This window comes from Dyadobacter sp. CY326, assembly GCF_021390515.1.
Classification (GTDB): Bacteria; Bacteroidota; Bacteroidia; order Cytophagales; family Spirosomataceae; genus Dyadobacter.
In genome coordinates, this window is sequence record NZ_JAJUXI010000010.1 from 189,543 (window position 1) to 203,792 (window position 14,250).

The window sequence follows — 14,250 nt, forward strand, 5'->3', positions numbered from 1 at the left end:
AACTTCTATATCTTTGCTTTTGAAATTAAAAATCCCATTGGTTCCAATAAAACTGTGTTTCAGATTTGAAATTAATAAAAAATATTCAGTCAATAGCAAAAGAAGTATTACGGCAAGAGGCAGAAGCATTGCATAATCTGATCGGATTGATTGATGAAAAATTTGAAAACTGCGTATATGCCATTATCAATTGTGGAGGACGGGTTGTTGTGTCGGGAGTGGGCAAAAGCGCCATTGTCGGGCAGAAAATAGTTGCAACATTAAACTCCACCGGAACGCCTGCACTCTTCATGCATGCTGCCGACGCCATTCACGGAGATCTGGGCATGATCCAGGACAATGATGTGGTCGTCGTGATCTCCCGAAGCGGCGATACGGCTGAAATTAAAGTGCTCGTTCCGCTTTTAAAAAGAATTGGCGTGACCATGATTGCGATGGTCAGCAACAAGGACTCTTATCTGGCCAAAAATGCGGATCACATTCTGCACGCTTTCGCTCCCGAAGAGGCTGACCCATTGAATCTTGCGCCAACCACGAGCACGTCTGTGACCATGGCGCTGGGCGACGCGCTGGCAATTTGTTTGTTGGAAGCAAGAGGTTTTACGCATGATGATTTTGCCAAATTCCATCCGGGAGGTGCTTTGGGCAAAAGGCTTTATCTCAAAATATGCGACATTTATCCGCACAACGCATTGCCGGTTGTTAGGGAACATGCTGGTTTGCAGGAAATTATATTAGAAATGACTTCCAAAAGGTTGGGAGCAACTGCCGTCAACAATGCTGATGGCAAAATGGCAGGAATCATCACGGACGGCGATTTGCGGCGCATGCTCAAACAGTTTGATGGAAATGCGATTTTGGATTTGAAAGCGCAGGACATCATGACAAAGTCGCCCATCTCAGTTTCGCCAGATGAATATGCTGTTAAAGCTCTGGAACTCATGCAATCGCGCAGCATTACGCAGGTCGTGGTTGTGGAAGAGGATCAAATACTAGGCTTCGTCCACTTGCACGATTTGTTGAGGGAAGGGTTGGTGTAGTGCCGCAAGCTTTGAGCTTGTCAGCCTGATTAACCTGTTTTGTCAGCCTGAGCGAAGTCGAAGGCGCGCTACTGGCTTGGTAACGTGCCTTCGACTCCGCTCAGGCTGACAGGCGAATGTTACCTAAACCGCTTCGATTGCTGCACTTCGCGTTCATCTTTCCGGATAAAACGATTGGCAAAAACATTGGCCAACATTGCACCAACCAGGCCATAGAAGCCAATTTCATACGTTCCGGGCAGGTTTGGGTCAAAAAGCTTGGCAGTTTTGTAGAATGTGAAATAGATCACAAGTCCCATGATGATGGTCATCAAAATGGAATTAACCGCGCAAAGCGCTGACTGCAAAACCCTGTTTTTATATTGTAAAATGGCATAAGCAGCAACTGCGGCGACTAATATTGCCAAAATGATCAAGTAATAAACCGGCTGAACATTGGATTGAACTGCGGTAACCTGGTGCGTCAATTTGATTGCGGTCAAATCAGCCTTTTCTTCACCGGCTGCTGAAACTTTTGTCCAGATCGGAAAGGCAAGAAAAATGCCCATTCCAATGATTGTCAGGGCTAGAAAAATGGTTTGAATGCGTTGTAACATATTTTCGAATGATGTGCTTTTTCTGAATAAGCCGCAAATGTAGTAAAGACAAAATGAGCCAGAAAGCGTTATCAGGAAATAACCGATCCGTATAAGTCAAATTCCTCGGCCGAAGTAATGTTAACCTGCGCAAAATCGCCCAACCGAACATATTGACTGGCTGGTACAAGCACTTCATTATCAACCTCTGGCGAGTCAAACTCAGTGCGTCCGATAAAATGCCCGCCTTCTTTACGGTCAAAAAGCACCTTATAAGTATTTCCGATCTTCTGCTGGTTCAATTCATAAGAAATGCCTTGTTGCAACTCCATAATGGCATCTGCGCGCTCTTGCTTAATCTCGGCAGGAATGTTATCCGGCATGGTGTAAGAATGCGTGTTGTCTTCATGAGAATATTGAAATGCACCCAGGCGATCAAAGCGCATTTTTTCAACAAAATCGTAAGTTTCATCGAACAATGCTTCCGTTTCGCCGGGATGTCCAACGATCAAAGTGGTCCTCAATGTAATGTCGGGCACTTTTGCACGGATTGTTTCAATTAATGCTTCTGTTTTTTCGCGCGTAATGCCGCGGCGCATTGATTTGAGAATTTCCGTCGAGCCCGTTTGCAGTGGCATGTCCAGATATTTGCAAATATTGCTGCGCTCATTCATAATATCCAGAATGTCCATTGGAAATCCGGCTGGATAAGCATATTGCAACCTGATCCACTCAATGCCTTCCACATCGGAAAGCTGTGCAAGCAGGTCAGATAAATTTCTTTTTTTATAAATATCAAGACCGTAATAAGTCAGATCCTGGGCGATTAAGATCAATTCTTTTGTGCCTCGTTTTGCCAGGGATTTTGCTTCCTTCACCAACTCTTCGATGGATCGAGAAACGTGACCACCGCGCATAATAGGGATCGCGCAGAAACTGCAAGGACGATCGCAACCTTCCGCGATTTTCAGGTAAGCGTAATGTGTAGGCGTGGTGAGCAAGCGTTCGCCGACGAGCTCGTGCTTGTAATCTGCTTTGAGTGTTTTGAGGAGTCGGGGCAGCTCATTTGTGCCAAACCATGCATCAACAGTTGGGATTTCTACGGAGAGTTCGTCTTTGTATCTGTGTGACAAACAGCCTGTAACATAAACTTTATCCACCATTCCTGCTGCCTTCGCATCCGCGTAGCGCAGGATCGTGTTAATAGATTCTTCCTTTGCATTATCAATAAATCCGCAAGTGTTAATGACAACAATCTGCGAATCATCTTTTTTCGACTCATGCGCAACGGCGAATCCATTTCCTTTGAGCTGCGTGTAAAGCACTTCTGAATCCACCAGGTTTTTAGAACAACCCAGCGTAACAATATTGACTTTATTCTTAACTATTCCTTTGGTTTTCATTGATAGGAGCTATCCGCGGCTGGCTTTTAGCTTTAAGTAAACTAACTATGTAGATTTGATTTTAATCTTACGAACAGATTTTATATTCGAAATGCTTCGACTCGAATGAATGATGTTTAAAACCTCGATCCGTAATGGTGTAACCTTATAAATGATCAAATAGCTCCCGCACCGAATATTTCTATACTTTTTGGACTTTGTTACAAGCTGCCTGCCCTCGGGATGATGAAAATAATTTGTGGAGAGGCCTGCTATACTAGCGTAGATTTCATCGACAAATAATGAAGCAGAACGTAGGAGAAAGTCTCAATTCCGTAAACAAATATCTCTTCTAAACTTAATAATGCTTCCTGACTTATGACTACTTCGCGTATTTCGACTTCCACTTAACGATGATTTGGGTTGTTTCCTGCATGCTGAAAAATGGGCCCTTTTCCGCATCCCGAATCATATTTTTGAACTCATCGTTAGTCAAGGGTGCCCCGGAGATTACAAGGTTCTGTTTGGATATTTTTGTCTTGCCCATGATCAAAGATAAAAAATGTAAGATGCTCAGCCAATTTTCTTAAACAAAGAATCAACAAACTCACTCCTGTCAAAAACTTGCAGGTCGTCCATCTTTTCGCCTACACCAATGTATTTCACCGGGATTTTAAATTCGTCGGAGATTCCGATAACAACGCCGCCTTTCGCTGTTCCATCCAGTTTGGTGATGGCTAGTGCGGTTATTTCGGTGACTTTTGTAAATTCTCTTGCCTGAATTACCGCATTTTGCCCTGTGCTGCCATCAAGAACTAACAAAACTTCATGTGGTGAATCCGGGATGATCTTCTGCATGACGCGTTTGATCTTCGAAAGCTCGTTCATCAGGTTCACTTTTGTGTGCAAACGTCCGGCTGTGTCGATAATGATCACATCGGCGCCTGTTTCCATTCCTTTTTTCAATGCATCATAAGCCACGGCGGAAGGGTCCGTGTTCATCCCATGGTCGATGACCGGAACGTCAACGCGTTTTCCCCAGAGTTTGAGCTGTTCCACTGCCGCAGCACGGAATGTATCGGCCGCGCCTAGCACAACTTTATGGCCTCTTTGATGAAATTGGTGCGCCAGTTTTCCGATTGTTGTCGTTTTTCCAACACCATTCACACCCACAACCATGATCACGAAAGGTTTTGGAAGATGATCCGTTTCAAAGCTGTCCTTGATATCAATGGATTTATTCTCCGTCAGCAATGCTGCAATTTCCTCCCGAAGAATGCCGTCCAGTTCAGCTGTGGTCGCATATTTATCTCGCGCAACCCGCTCTTCAATGCGTTTAATGACCTTAACCGTCGTTTCGACACCCACATCCGAGCTTACAAGAATGTCTTCCAGTTCATCCAGAACATCTTCATCAATGGTGGTTTTGCCAACGATAGCACGGGAAAGTTTGCCAAAGAAACTGTCTTTGGTTTTTTCCAGGCCTTTATCCAATGTTTCTTTTTTCTCTTTTGAAAAAAAACCAAATAAGCTCATAACGGTGGGAATGTGGTAAGGTCTTAAATCGTGTAAGTGCGTTCAAAAATAAAACAAAAAAAGTCCCAAAAGGGACTTTTCAAAAAACTCGATATCGAAACCTGAACAACTTAGTTTTTCAGGGCGCCTTGAACACCGTCCAAAGGAACGATTTCTTCTTTGAACGTGTAAGCTCCGGTTTTTGGAGACTTAACGGCCTTAATGACCTTAGCGAATGCTTTTCCGCCTTCTTTTTTCAGGGTAGCAACTACTTTCTTTGCCATGTCTGTATATCTTTTAAAGTTAAAAAACTTATTTAATTTCTTTGTGGACTGTATAGCGTCTCAGGAATGAATTGAATTTTTTCAATTCCATACGGCCAGGCGTATTTTTCCGATTTTTTGTAGTCACATAACGTGACATTCCAGGAACACCACTATCTTTTTGTTCTGTGCATTCCAATATAACCTGTACTCTATTACCTTTCTTAGCCATTGCTTTACATCGTTTTTACAAATAGGACTGCAAAAGTAATAACATTTAGTTTTATACACAATGCTGCTTTTGAAAATTAGTATATTTTTTGAAAAAATTTATTCCTATCCTGCGTTATTAAGATATTGGAGGACAAAGAAATAAGTTATGCTTATAAACTGATCGCTACCAATTTCTGTCTTAAATTTGAAGGAAATGTAGCACAAACTTACTTTCTTCGTGTGCATTTATTTGCGAATGCTTAATCTGGCGGAAATTCTTAATTTAAAAACAATGACTCTTAAAAAAAGTACCCCACTGGCGCTTATAGCACTGGCGGTTTCGTTCTTCATCGGTTGTTCTTCGGAGGAAGACAAGCAGAAATATGATCAATATTACGGATCTGGAAGCAAATCAAGAGAGGAAACTGCACTTGTAGATCTGGAAAACGAAAGAAAAAATCAGCCTGCGCCTGTGCAAGCAGCGGCGGCTCCTGCGGCAGAAACTCCTGCACCAGCAGCGGGCGATTCAGCAAAACCTGCCGCTGATGCAGCACCATCCACTGGGTCAGCATCTACCGAGGCGGCTCCTGCGGCCGCGGCACCTGTTGCAGCAGCGGCTCCCAAACGCAAACCTGTGCCGGCTGACGTTTCTGCATTGCTTAATAAACATGCTTGTCTTGCTTGCCATCAGCCATATGACAAGGTGATCGGACCGGCTTATGCAGATGTTGCCAAGAAAAAATACACACCGGAACAAATCGTAGAATTGGTTCATGCGCCAAAACCTGAACATTGGCCTGGCTATCCTCCAATGGCACCTATGGCTCACGTTCCAAAAGGCGATATCGTCGTGATTGCCAACTGGATCAACTCCTTATAATAGTAAGCCGACATTTTTAGAAAATACGGGCCGTTCATGCTATGGACGGCCCGTATTCGTATCTTCGCGAAAGCATTTGTAATTTAATATGACTCAAAACGCACTGCATCCTTCTGACGTCACGGATGAACTTTTGGCCACTTACGAAACCGTAATCGGGCTGGAAGTGCACTGTCAGCTTTTAACGGAATCAAAGCTTTTTGCCCAGGACCGCAACCTTTTCGGGGCGGAACCCAACACCAATATCGGCCCGCTGACGCTTGCGTTGCCGGGAACATTGCCTAAGATTAACAAAAAAGCAGTCGAATATGCGATCCGGTTGGGACTGGCGTGTGGCTGTTCAATAAGTCAGAGAACCATTTTTGACAGGAAAAATTATTTTTATCCCGATCTGCCAAAAGGTTACCAGATTTCTCAGGACAAAAAACCCATTTGCGGGAATGGTGGCGTGACCATAACCACAAAGAATGAAGTGGGGAAAATGACTGAAAAGTTTATTCGCTTTCACCATATACATTTAGAAGAGGACGCAGGAAAATCGGTGCATGATGGCAGTGTAACGGAAACACTTTTGGATTATAACCGTGCTGGAACGCCACTGGTGGAAATGGTGTCCGAGCCAGATTTGCGTTCTGCCGAAGAAACGGGTGCTTTCGTAACCGAAATACGCCGCCTGGTTCGCTATTTGAACATTAGCGATGGCAACATGGAAGAAGGGTCATTGCGATGCGATGTCAATGTTTCTATTCGGAAAAGGGGCGAAAGCAAGCTGGGAACGAAGGTTGAGGTCAAAAATATGAATTCGATCCGGAACATGATGCGCGCCATTAGTTTTGAAGAAAAGCGGCAAGTCGCCATGTTGGAAAGCGATCAGGAAATACAGCAGGAAACACGCATGTTCGACGTCGAAACAGGACAAACTTACGGCATGCGCGTGAAGGAGACGATGAATGATTATCGCTATTTCCCCGATCCGGATCTCAGCCCGGTCGTTGTTTCGGACGAATGGCTTGAAGGCATAAGATCCTCAATGCCAGCATTGCCTCACGAGTTGCGGGAGAAATTCACCAATCAATATGGAATTCCTGCATATGACGCGATGGTGCTAACCGACACGAGAGAAATCGCAGCTTATTTTGAAGCAGTTTGTGCCAAAACGCCCGCGTACAAAACAGCATCCAACTGGCTGATGGGTCCGGTTAAGTCATATTTGAATGATCATGAAGGAAATATCGAGCACTTTCCGATTAGTCCGGAGCGCCTAGGGGCTTTGATTGATTTGGTGGAGTCGGACACCGTGAGCAATTCGGTAGCCACTCAAAAAATTTTTCCAGTGCTTTTGGCAGAGCCGGAACGTGCGCCGGAGGAGATTGCCTCGGCAAATAACTGGCTGCAAAACAGCAATACAAATGAGCTTGAATCGTTGGTAGATGAGGTAATTAACGCAATGCCAGACAAGGTGGCCGCTTTCAAAAAAGGAAAGAAAGGTTTATTGGGACTGTTCGTTGGCGAGGTTATGAAAAAATCAAATAACACCGCCGATCCCAAACTTGTTAGTCAATTATTAACTTCAAAATTGGGATAACAAAACCTAATAAAGCATTATGAGAGGAATTGTCAGACAGCGCATTTTTATATTAAGCATTGCATTACTAAGCATGCAAGTCCATGCACAGCAGCTTTCGCCGAAGGAATTTTCGGTTAATGGTAAAGTCAAAAATGGCGCGAAGGGCGAAAAAGTAACGCTATTACGCGCAACAGCCGGCGGATCATCATTAAAGCTTGATTCTACACAACTGGCAGCCGATGGCTCTTTTGCATTGAAAGGCGTTGAAAACGACCGGGGAAGTTTTTTTGCACTCAATATAGCTGACCGTCAAAAGGTTACCTTGCTTGTAGAAGGCGGTGAAACATTCAATGTTGTTGCTGACGGAACGGCAAGGGACGAAAAGGGAAATGGCGGAAATGCAGAGATTAAGGGCTCTAAAAACATGGACTATTATGCGCAAATAGACCAGCTTATGCGCGCTTTTGCAGGAAAGGTGACGGTTTGGAATGAGGAATATGCCAAAGCCGAAGAAAAGAAAGACGCTAAGAAAATCCAGGAAGTGCAGGAAAACTTTGCCAAAGCTGACAAGGAACGCTTGGATGTGATTAAGAAGCTTTTACCTGAAATGGGCACATCATTGGTGGCGCTTTTCACTGCTAATAATTTCTTGAATCCGGACACGGATCTTGAAATTTTGAAAAAGTTGGCTGACGACTACGCGAAAGTTGAACCGACACCAACATTGGCCAAAGGATTTATTGGTCAGGTTAAAAGAGTTGCAGGCGTTTCGGTAGGACAGCAAGCGCCTGATTTTACATTAAACAGCCCCGAGGGAAAGCCGGTTACGCTTTCTTCTTTGCGCGGAAAATTTGTGCTGATCGATTTCTGGGCTTCGTGGTGCGGTCCTTGCCGCATGGAAAATCCAAATGTTGTGAGAATGTATGACAAGTTCAAAGACAAGGGATTTGACATTTATGGCGTGTCACTTGACGATAATGAGAAGGCTTGGAAAACAGCAATCGAACGCGATAAATTGAAATGGCTGCACGGCTCGGAGTTGAAAAAATGGAATTCGGGCGTTGCGCAGAGTTATGGAGTTAATGCCATTCCAGCCACGTTCTTGATTGATAAAGAAGGAAAGATAATTGCGAAAAACTTACGCGGACCAGCATTGGAAACCAAACTTACCGAGTTGCTGGGCGCACAATGACAATAGATTAGAAGTAGTTAAAAATCCGCAGGATCTGTCTTGCGGATTTTTTATGCATCAGAGTCTTCCAAGCTGTAATAAAATTGCAAAGGATCAGGAAATTTGAACGCGTAATCATAATGTTGCGCAAATTTTTCAGCCGAAATGATCTTATAATCGGGTTTGGAATCCGGCTCGGCGAATGTGGGCGTTTCCCAGCCAAATTGCGCGCAGGAAGCCTCGTAAATCTCCCTTCTCGTGGTGTGAATGGGCGCGACAATGTTGAAAGTTTGATTTGAAATACCACTTTTTATAATCGTCAGAATGATGGCCACGGCGTCGTCACGGTGAATGTAATTAACAGGAATTGAGCCGGTTGTCATATTCTTTTGTCCCTTCACATATTTTCCGGGAATGCGGTTGTAACCCATCAGACCCCCCAATCGCAAGATGGAAACATTCCGCTCGGGCCGCAATGTCTGGATGAGATTTTCGGCTTCGACCATATCCGGCGAAGCGGATTGTTCAGGTGTTGTGACATCATCTTCGGTCATAATTCTGTTTAATTCAGGATAAATGCCAGTGGAACTGATAAAGATCAGATCCCGAACGGGAGACTTTTTTATTTCCCTGACCACAGCTTCTATCTGTTGCTGATAAAAGCCAGGCTCGTTCTTCGACAGTCGGGGAGGGAGTGAAATGATGAGTGTATCTGTATTGAAAAAGGATTCCAAGTCCGTTGCCGTATTTTCAAATTCTGGCTTTAATTGCAGCAAAAAGCCCTGAATTCCTTTTTCAGTGAACTTCTTAATCTTGTCTGCGGACGTCGTGCTTCCTTTGACATGCGATGAAATATGTTGTTCAAGCAGACGTTGAGCTAGTTGAAATCCCAGCCAGCCGCAACCCAGAATGCTTATCCGATTTTTTTCTAATTTTGAGTCCTTATCCATCATTTTAGTTGCTTAGCAATGAGAATTCTGCTGTTTTTCTGTGTTGTATCCATGTTATTCTCAGCTTGTAACACCGACAAGCGACTGGAGGTGGACACGAGCACCGAGACTGTTAATGTTGTTTCCGAAAACCTTGATCAGGAATTGCTGGCTTGCAAATCGGTCGGTGACGTCAGTGTTTTTCTTAACAAGCGTCCGCATTTGCTGCAAATATATTTCGCCGAGTCCCAGACGGATGCAAATCAACTTGCCGCCCATTTATTCAGCATAATTCAAAATCCTGATTTCCAAGCATTCAATAGTCAGCTGGACAGCCTGATCGGCGATCGCAAAACAACGATTTTAAATCCATTGGGCGAAGCTTTTAAACAAATCAAATATCATTTTCCTGCATTTAAAATCCCGAAAGTCCAGTTCATCAGCACCGGATTTACAGGAAACGATTTATACATTTCCGATTCCCTGATCATCATTGGTCTGGATTATTTTGGCGGACCTGACGCAAGATTCCGTCCAGATGTGTTTGATTATCAATTGCGTAGATATCAAAAGGATTACATTGTGCCATCCATTGTATTTTTCGAGTCCAATCAATTCAACAAAATGGACCCGACTGATAATTCGCTGCTTGCCGATATGGTGGGCTATGGAAAAGGTTATGCATTTGTAAAGCAAGTGATGCCGAACACACCCGATAATCTCATTTTGGGTTATTCGCCAGACAACCTGCGGAGAACTTATGCGAGCCAGCGCGACATTTGGGCTTACTTTGTGTCGGCGAAGTTGTTGTATGAAAAAGTGGAGTTGAGGAAGAAGAAATTTATCGAAGAAAGGCCGTTTACAACTGAAATCGGACCAAAAGTGCCGGGTGCTATTGCCCGCTGGCTGGGTTGGCGGATCGTGAACCGCTTTCGAGCCGAAAACCCGGGCATAACCCTTGCGGAATTGATGGAAACAGACAATGCGCCGAGGATTTTGCAGGATTCGGGATATAACGGTGAGCCCGACGAAGAGGAGTAAGTTTTTTGCTTACTTTTGCGGCTGTCACCAGATCCGAAAAAGCCGTTGATCCCCTTTACACTCATTATTTTTCTTCTTCTCGTCCCTGGTTTTGTGGTGATCGGCGTCTATCTGGAACGCAAGGTTTCCGCATTTATTCAGGATCGGATGGGGCCGATGGAAGTTGGGAAATGGGGATTATTGCAGCTTTTCGCTGACTTGCTGAAACTGCTGCAAAAAGAAGATATTGTTCCAAAAGCAGCCGATCGGAAGCTTTTTCTCATTGCTCCGTTTGTCATTTTCGTTTCTGTTTTCGCTGGTTTTGCAGTTGTTCCGCTGGCTCCTGATTTAGCTGGTTCGGGCGCGTCGGTTGGCGTTTTCTTTTTGCTTACAATCGTCTCGGTTGATGTCATTGGCTTGTTGATGGCAGGCTGGGGGTCTAACAATAAGTTTGCCTTATTCGGCGCGATGCGTGCCGTTGCGCAGATTATTTCCTACGAAATTCCGTTGGGTTTGTCAATTTTATGCGTGGTTATGCTGACGCAAACGCTTGATTTGCAAATCATTAGTTATCAGCAAGGAATCTATGCCAATGAGCCCGTTTATCTCTTCGGCATGCGCAGTCTCGGCGTCGACGTGACGCACATTGGAGGGTTTTTGTCATGGAATGTGGTCAGAAATCCATTCTTGCTTCTGGCTTATGTCATTTTTTTCATCGCCTCACTGGCAGAATGCAACCGCGCACCATTCGATTTGCCGGAAGGTGAATCCGAGCTTGTTGCGGGCTTTCACACGGAATATTCTGGAATGCGCTGGGCATTGTTTATGCTTTCAGAATATGGCATGATGCTGCTCGTCTGCCTATTAGGCGCCATTTTGTTTTTGGGAGGCTGGAACACGCCGTTTCCTAACATTGGGCCCGTCAGACTGGCGGACTGGACGAGCGGAGAACCGGGAACCTGGTTTGGTTATCTGACGGGATTTTTCTGGTTGTTCGGCAAGGCAATGTTCGGAATTCTGATTCAAATGTGGGCGCGCTGGACGCTGCCGCGTTTGCGCGTAGACCAGCTTATGTATTTGGGATGGAAAGTTTTGACACCAGTCGGACTGGTGCTTTTCTTTATTTCGGGCGTTTGGAGGCTGATTGGAATTTAAAATCGCTTACTCAGCGATTTCTGCGCCGTCCAAAATATAATTCATTTGATAAATGTCGTCGGCATTCAGTTTTAATGTGCCAACAAATGTCAAACGCTCATCCGTCTTAAACTTTCGACCATCTTTCTTTTTGAAATTCAATGTCATAACCGTCTCAGGACCAGCACCTCCGCAGAAAAAGCACGCACTGAACGGAAATGCTGAAAGCACATATAAATTGGCGTCCAGATCCACCGGAAGAATATAACCCGTAATCGTAACCTGCTGATTTTTCAACTTCTGAACACTCGGACCGAAAGTTGGATGCAGCATATAAATGGATTCTTCGGCATACCACTTCTTTTTGAAAGTCACGTCCCGCAACACTTCCCAGGTCACTTTAACAGGATTTGAAGCGGGTGTAAAAGCCAACAAAGAGGTTAAGCAAAAAAGCAATATTATGATTCTTAGGGATTTCATCAGCGCTTGATTTGTCTTGGTTAGGATTTAACTAAGTTAACAAATTTATAAAGAATATCATTCTTCTGCCAGGGTCCGGGAGATATTCAAGCGGTAAATGCCGAGCGAAGGCAATGCGGACGCGAGGAAGCCAATAAACAGTGCTGCAAAAAACAAATAGATTTCCTGTGGTAAAATGGTGAATTTCCGTAGTGAATAATGAAAATCCTGCTCTGCCGCTCTTGAAAATAACCACAACCCGACGCGGCTGGCAATGATGCCCGCGAAAAAGCCAATCACGGCGAGCATCAGTCCTTCCAATAACAACATCAGAAAAAGCCGCGAGCGCGTCGCTCCCATGGAAAGCATTAGCGCCATCTCATATTTCCGCTCTTTTAAGGAATTGTATAGCGAGACAAAAACACTGACTCCGGCAATGGTGATGATAATCAAAGCCAGCGTCCGGAGCGTTTCGATGCCGACGCCGAGCAAAGTAAACAGCCGATTGATTTCAATGCTGGGCAATGCCGCCTGCATGGAAGTGTTCGCATTGATCTGACGCGGGATTGTAAGCAGCCCCATCGGATTTCGGAACTGGATCAATGCGCTCGTAACCTGTTTTTCGTCCGATTCTTCGTGCGCACCATGCTCTTCCGCATGTTCATGCACGTCCCAAACGCTCGATAATCGTGTGATAATCAGCTGGTCCACGACTGAACCGCTCGGCTCGAAAATGCCTGTGACTTTGTATTTTTTCTCCTTATGCGTATCGCCGTCAGCATCAAGTCCGTGCGAGCTGGCAAATGTGTCGCCGATTTTCAATTGTGATTGCGCTGCGACTTTGCTGCCAATTGCAACTTCCATCGAAGCATTGTAAAGCTTTCCCTGCGCAAGTTTGGCCTGGAAATGTTCCGTATATTTTGGGGTTGTCCCCACAATCCTGAAACCCTGATAACTGTCTCCCATAGAAAGCGGAATGACTGTTTTTACAAATGGATTTTTACGCAATGCGTCCACTTCAGAGAGCGGAACATTGCCCGTAGGCGCATCGATTTGGTAAATGCTCGACAAAATCAATTGCAACGGACTTCCCTTGGCGCCAACGACCATGTCAATGCCGCGAATGTTTCGGCGAAACTGCTCGTCCAATTGTTTGTTAAGCAACAGAAGCAGCGAAATCATGCCAATGCCGAGCGTTAAGAGCAATGCACTCAGAAAACTATTCAGCTTTTTCTCTTTCAGATTAGCCAGACTTATTTTAAAAACATTCATGCTGCGTGAATTAGGGCAGTTATTTATAAAAAAACCTGGTTAGAAAACTCGTCTTTCAAACGCTGATCATGCGTCACCACGATCAAACTTGCACCAATGGAGGCGGACTGTTCCTTTAAAAGCGTGATGACTTTTTGCGTATTGGTATCGTCCAGGTTGGAAGTCGGCTCGTCTGCCAGGATTACATTCGGATCATTCATGAGTGATCGCGCAATGCTTACGCGCTGTTGCTCGCCCTGGCTCAATTGAGAAGTTTTTTTGTTCAAATGTTCTGCAAAACTGAGCTTTTCTGCCAATAATCGTGCCTTTTGCTTGTTTTGAGGCTGATCTGCCAAATAATTTGAAAGTAAAATATTGTCCATAACGGACAGCGAGCTTACGAAATGCGGTTTTTGATAAATAATGCCAATGTTCTTCGCCCGCACCTTTGTTGCTTCCTCAGCCGAAAGGTTGCCGACGGACTTTTGCGCAATCATGATGTCGCCGGAAGTGGGTTTCAGCAGCAATGCGAGCAAATGCAGCAGGGTGGTTTTGCCCTTTCCGGATTGGCCTAATATCAGCAGCGTTTCTTTATCCTTGCATTGAATGTCCGGGAAGCTAAACGTTTTTTTAGCGGAGTAAGCGAATCGAAGATTGGTGCTTGAAATCATTTAAGAAGGCTTTTTTCCATTCACAATGATAATGAAGTTTTGTTTTCTTTCCAGCCAAAAAGCGGGTTAATGCATTGTGTAGACTTAATTCGCGCACCTTCGCTTGCCTAAAAACCTGACAAACTATAACATCATTAAAAAGCTTTATCCTTACAAATAAATCATTGCTAAATACGTTGA

Annotated in this window: 15 protein-coding genes and 1 pseudogene; 6 read left to right on the plus strand and 10 right to left on the minus strand. The window is 44.5% G+C overall.

Features of this window, described 5'->3' with window-relative positions:
• Positions 1-65: 65 nt before the first annotated feature.
• Entirely contained in the window at positions 66-1,040 is a 975-nt protein-coding gene (locus tag LZG73_RS20315; RefSeq protein WP_233854050.1) for an SIS domain-containing protein, read from the plus strand.
• A gap of 119 nt (positions 1,041-1,159) precedes the next feature.
• On the opposite strand, the gene LZG73_RS20320 is transcribed toward LZG73_RS20315, so the two are convergent.
• From LZG73_RS20320 to rpmG, 6 genes and pseudogenes are all read right to left on the minus strand, one after another.
• Positions 1,160-1,636, minus strand: coding sequence for a DUF4293 domain-containing protein (locus tag LZG73_RS20320; protein ID WP_233854052.1), 477 nt, complete (start codon positions 1,634-1,636; stop codon positions 1,160-1,162).
• A gap of 71 nt (positions 1,637-1,707) precedes the next feature.
• Positions 1,708-3,018 (minus strand): 30S ribosomal protein S12 methylthiotransferase RimO, encoded by a 1,311-nt coding sequence (rimO, locus tag LZG73_RS20325; protein ID WP_233854055.1) that lies wholly within the window; start codon positions 3,016-3,018, stop codon positions 1,708-1,710.
• Between the two features lie 45 nt (positions 3,019-3,063).
• A pseudogene (locus LZG73_RS25700) lies at positions 3,064-3,294 on the minus strand (type II toxin-antitoxin system RelE/ParE family toxin); the annotation flags it as partial.
• Positions 3,295-3,570: 276 nt separating this feature from the next.
• Entirely contained in the window at positions 3,571-4,533 is a 963-nt protein-coding gene (gene ftsY / locus LZG73_RS20330; RefSeq protein WP_233854061.1) for a signal recognition particle-docking protein FtsY, read from the minus strand.
• A 110-nt stretch (positions 4,534-4,643) separates the two neighbouring features.
• Positions 4,644-4,796, minus strand: coding sequence for a DUF4295 domain-containing protein (locus tag LZG73_RS20335; RefSeq protein WP_015813059.1), 153 nt, complete (start codon positions 4,794-4,796; stop codon positions 4,644-4,646).
• Positions 4,797-4,824: 28 nt separating this feature from the next.
• A complete protein-coding gene (rpmG, locus tag LZG73_RS20340; RefSeq protein WP_026632037.1) occupies positions 4,825-5,007 on the minus strand; it encodes a 50S ribosomal protein L33 in 183 nt (60 codons plus the stop codon).
• Between the two features lie 273 nt (positions 5,008-5,280).
• Here rpmG and LZG73_RS20345 point away from each other — a divergent pair, with 273 nt between their 5' ends.
• From LZG73_RS20345 to LZG73_RS20355, 3 genes are all read left to right on the plus strand, one after another.
• Positions 5,281-5,868, plus strand: a complete 588-nt coding sequence (locus LZG73_RS20345) for a hypothetical protein (RefSeq protein ID WP_233854062.1) — start codon at positions 5,281-5,283, stop codon at positions 5,866-5,868.
• 88 nt (positions 5,869-5,956) lie between these two features.
• Positions 5,957-7,453: an Asp-tRNA(Asn)/Glu-tRNA(Gln) amidotransferase subunit GatB gene (gene gatB / locus LZG73_RS20350; protein ID WP_233854063.1), complete on the plus strand. Its 1,497-nt coding sequence runs from the start codon at positions 5,957-5,959 to the stop codon at positions 7,451-7,453.
• Positions 7,454-7,472: 19 nt separating this feature from the next.
• The gene (locus LZG73_RS20355) at positions 7,473-8,627 is read left to right on the plus strand and encodes a peroxiredoxin (protein ID WP_233854068.1); all 1,155 of its coding nucleotides are present in this window, start codon (positions 7,473-7,475) and stop codon (positions 8,625-8,627) included.
• Positions 8,628-8,677: 50 nt separating this feature from the next.
• Here the strand turns inward: LZG73_RS20355 and LZG73_RS20360 are convergent, their stop codons facing one another.
• Positions 8,678-9,559: an NAD-dependent dehydratase gene (locus LZG73_RS20360; RefSeq protein WP_233854070.1), complete on the minus strand. Its 882-nt coding sequence runs from the start codon at positions 9,557-9,559 to the stop codon at positions 8,678-8,680.
• 15 nt (positions 9,560-9,574) lie between these two features.
• Here LZG73_RS20360 and LZG73_RS20365 point away from each other — a divergent pair, with 15 nt between their 5' ends.
• Together LZG73_RS20365 and LZG73_RS20370 are read left to right on the plus strand one after the other, a co-directional pair.
• The gene (locus tag LZG73_RS20365; RefSeq protein ID WP_233854071.1) at positions 9,575-10,576 is read left to right on the plus strand and encodes a gliding motility protein; all 1,002 of its coding nucleotides are present in this window, start codon (positions 9,575-9,577) and stop codon (positions 10,574-10,576) included.
• Between the two features lie 48 nt (positions 10,577-10,624).
• Positions 10,625-11,710, plus strand: coding sequence for a complex I subunit 1 family protein (locus LZG73_RS20370; RefSeq protein ID WP_233854225.1), 1,086 nt, complete (start codon positions 10,625-10,627; stop codon positions 11,708-11,710).
• Between the two features lie 6 nt (positions 11,711-11,716).
• Here the strand turns inward: LZG73_RS20370 and LZG73_RS20375 are convergent, their stop codons facing one another.
• Genes LZG73_RS20375 through LZG73_RS20385 form a run of 3 tightly spaced genes read right to left on the minus strand, consistent with a single transcriptional unit; the run spans position 11,717 to position 14,070 of the window.
• Positions 11,717-12,169 (minus strand): DUF3299 domain-containing protein, encoded by a 453-nt coding sequence (locus LZG73_RS20375; protein WP_233854072.1) that lies wholly within the window; start codon positions 12,167-12,169, stop codon positions 11,717-11,719.
• A 57-nt stretch (positions 12,170-12,226) separates the two neighbouring features.
• Positions 12,227-13,420 (minus strand): FtsX-like permease family protein, encoded by a 1,194-nt coding sequence (locus LZG73_RS20380; RefSeq protein ID WP_233854073.1) that lies wholly within the window; start codon positions 13,418-13,420, stop codon positions 12,227-12,229.
• A gap of 23 nt (positions 13,421-13,443) precedes the next feature.
• Positions 13,444-14,070 carry an ABC transporter ATP-binding protein gene (locus tag LZG73_RS20385; protein WP_233854074.1) on the minus strand — a complete coding sequence of 209 codons (627 nt, stop codon included), beginning with the start codon at positions 14,068-14,070 and terminating at the stop codon, positions 13,444-13,446.
• Positions 14,071-14,250 lie beyond the last annotated feature (180 nt).

Coding starts and splice junctions, on each gene's coding strand:
- LZG73_RS20365 (WP_233854071.1), top strand. CDS start 9,575: ATGAGAATTCTGCTGTTTTTCTGTGTTGTATCCATGTTATTCTCAGCT.
- LZG73_RS20355 (WP_233854068.1), top strand. CDS start 7,473: ATGAGAGGAATTGTCAGACAGCGCATTTTTATATTAAGCATTGCATTA.
- rpmG (WP_026632037.1), bottom strand. CDS start 5,007: ATGGCTAAGAAAGGTAATAGAGTACAGGTTATATTGGAATGCACAGAA.
- LZG73_RS20380 (WP_233854073.1), bottom strand. CDS start 13,420: ATGAATGTTTTTAAAATAAGTCTGGCTAATCTGAAAGAGAAAAAGCTG.
- rimO (WP_233854055.1), bottom strand. CDS start 3,018: ATGAAAACCAAAGGAATAGTTAAGAATAAAGTCAATATTGTTACGCTG.
- LZG73_RS20375 (WP_233854072.1), bottom strand. CDS start 12,169: ATGAAATCCCTAAGAATCATAATATTGCTTTTTTGCTTAACCTCTTTG.
- ftsY (WP_233854061.1), bottom strand. CDS start 4,533: ATGAGCTTATTTGGTTTTTTTTCAAAAGAGAAAAAAGAAACATTGGAT.
- LZG73_RS20345 (WP_233854062.1), top strand. CDS start 5,281: ATGACTCTTAAAAAAAGTACCCCACTGGCGCTTATAGCACTGGCGGTT.
- LZG73_RS20385 (WP_233854074.1), bottom strand. CDS start 14,070: ATGATTTCAAGCACCAATCTTCGATTCGCTTACTCCGCTAAAAAAACG.
- LZG73_RS20360 (WP_233854070.1), bottom strand. CDS start 9,559: ATGATGGATAAGGACTCAAAATTAGAAAAAAATCGGATAAGCATTCTG.
- LZG73_RS20335 (WP_015813059.1), bottom strand. CDS start 4,796: ATGGCAAAGAAAGTAGTTGCTACCCTGAAAAAAGAAGGCGGAAAAGCA.
- gatB (WP_233854063.1), top strand. CDS start 5,957: ATGACTCAAAACGCACTGCATCCTTCTGACGTCACGGATGAACTTTTG.
- LZG73_RS20320 (WP_233854052.1), bottom strand. CDS start 1,636: ATGTTACAACGCATTCAAACCATTTTTCTAGCCCTGACAATCATTGGA.